This window comes from Nocardia sp. NPDC060220, from assembly GCF_042727815.1.
Classification (GTDB): Bacteria; Actinomycetota; Actinomycetes; order Mycobacteriales; family Mycobacteriaceae; genus Nocardia.
The window spans coordinates 1-1,716 of record NZ_JBHWZY010001168.1; the positions used below are offsets into that span (position 1 = coordinate 1).

2 protein-coding genes and 1 pseudogene are annotated in these 1,716 nt (G+C 65.0%); 1 reads left to right on the forward strand and 2 read right to left on the reverse strand.

Annotated elements, in window-relative coordinates:
- Positions 1 to 584, reverse strand: a pseudogene (locus ACFWF3_RS34885) (diacylglycerol kinase); the annotation flags it as partial.
- Positions 585 to 609: 25 nt separating this feature from the next.
- A complete protein-coding gene (locus ACFWF3_RS34890) occupies positions 610 to 1,398 on the reverse strand; it encodes an SDR family oxidoreductase (protein ID WP_379318348.1) in 789 nt (262 codons plus the stop codon).
- Between the two features lie 122 nt (positions 1,399 to 1,520).
- Between ACFWF3_RS34890 and ACFWF3_RS34895 the strand changes: the two genes are divergently transcribed.
- Positions 1,521 to 1,716, forward strand: a 196-nt coding sequence (locus ACFWF3_RS34895) for a TetR family transcriptional regulator (protein WP_379318350.1), incomplete at its 3' end; no start/stop codon positions are given.

Genomic DNA, 1,716 nt, shown 5'->3' on the forward strand with positions numbered 1-1,716 from the left:
AGCATGGGCACGGCATCGAGGTCACTGCCGAATCCCATGATGTCGAAGACGACCTTGGGATTGTCATAGGTGGAGTAGTCCATGATCTCCGAGCAGATGATGCGGTCGATCCGTTCGGAGCCACTGGAGAGCAGCAGCGGCAGCCAGTCGTTGGCCCAGCCCGGGTCGATGCCGTTGACCCACAGGGACGCACCGCCCTCCTCGGCGGCCGCGACGATCGGGGCGATCGCCTCGTCGGGCAGGGTGCCGTACGGGTATTGCAGGAAGACAGGGCTGCTGGAGACCACATTGATGCCAGCGCGCAGGAACCGTTTCAGGTCCTCGACCGATTCCATCAGCCGGTCGTCGGCCATAGCGGTGTGCACGATGCAGTCGGGTTTCAGGGCCAGCAGGGCGTCGGCATCGGTGGTGGCGGTGATGCCGGTGTCGACGGACAGCCCGGCGAGCTCGCCCGCGTCCTTCCCGGCTTTGGCCGAGCTCGATACCCACACGCCGACGAGCTCCAGTTCGGGCCGGGCGATGATGGAACGCAGCGCTCGCGCACCGACGTTTCCGGTGCTCCATTGGATTACACGGTAGGTCATGTCAGATCCTTTGCGCGGGAGTGGATCACAGGTCGGGCAGGCCGAGTTCGAAATTGGGGCTTTCGATGCCGCCGTCGACCTCGAGAATCTTGCCGGTGACATAGCCGCCCGCGCGTGAACTGAGGTAGACGATGGCCGCCGCGATTTCCCAGGGCTCGCCGAGCCGACCCAGCGGGGTCGCGGCTTCCATCGTGGCCTTGATCTCGGGTTGACTCGCAACGACATCCAACGCGGAGGTGAGTACCGACCCCACCGCGATGGCATTGACGCGAATGCGTGGAGACAGATCGGTGGCGGCCAGCCGGGTCCAATGCGCGAGAGCGGCTTTGGCGGTGCCGTAGGCGAGGAAGCCACGGCCCGCGGTGCGGCCCATCATCGAGGAGATGCTGACCACCGAGGCGTTGTCGGACTCCAGCAGGTGCGGTACCGCGGCCTGGGTGAGCGCGTGCGCGGTGGACACATTGAAGCGGAAAGCCTCCTCCAGGAACTCCGGGGAGGTGGTCATGAAGGTATTGGGCATGGTGCCGCCGACATTGTTGACCACGATGTCGATACGGCCCAGTTCGGCGGCGGCGGTGTCGGCGAAAGCCTTCACCGCGGCCAGGTCGGCGAGATCCGCTGTCACGGTCACGGCACGGCGGCCCAGGGCACGGATCTTCCCGGCGACCTCGTCGAGCTGTTCGGTGGTGCGGGCGGCGATGGCGACGTCGGCACCGGCTTCGGCGAGCGCGAGCGCGGTGGCCGCGCCTATACCGCGGCCCGCTCCGGTGACGATGGCAACGCGACCGTCGAGCCGGAAGGCATCCAGGATCATGGTGCAAGCTCCTCTCTGATATGGCCGCATGTGGCTGCGGTCACACTGCATCTTTAAGAGATTTCGCTTAACTGTCAATGAGTACTTCTCAATCCTGTTGATGAACGGCTACTGTTCGATCTGTGGCAGCAACAGCAGCGCGGGAACGCCTCATCGTCGCGGCGGAGCGTCTGATCGCCGAGCACGGACGGTCGGTACCGCTGCGCGATATCGCCGCTGCCGCAGGTCAGCGAAACAATTCAGTGATCCAATATCACTTCGGGTCCCGCGACGGGCTCATCGCGGCGGTGGTCGAGTTCCGGCTGGCGACATTGGAGG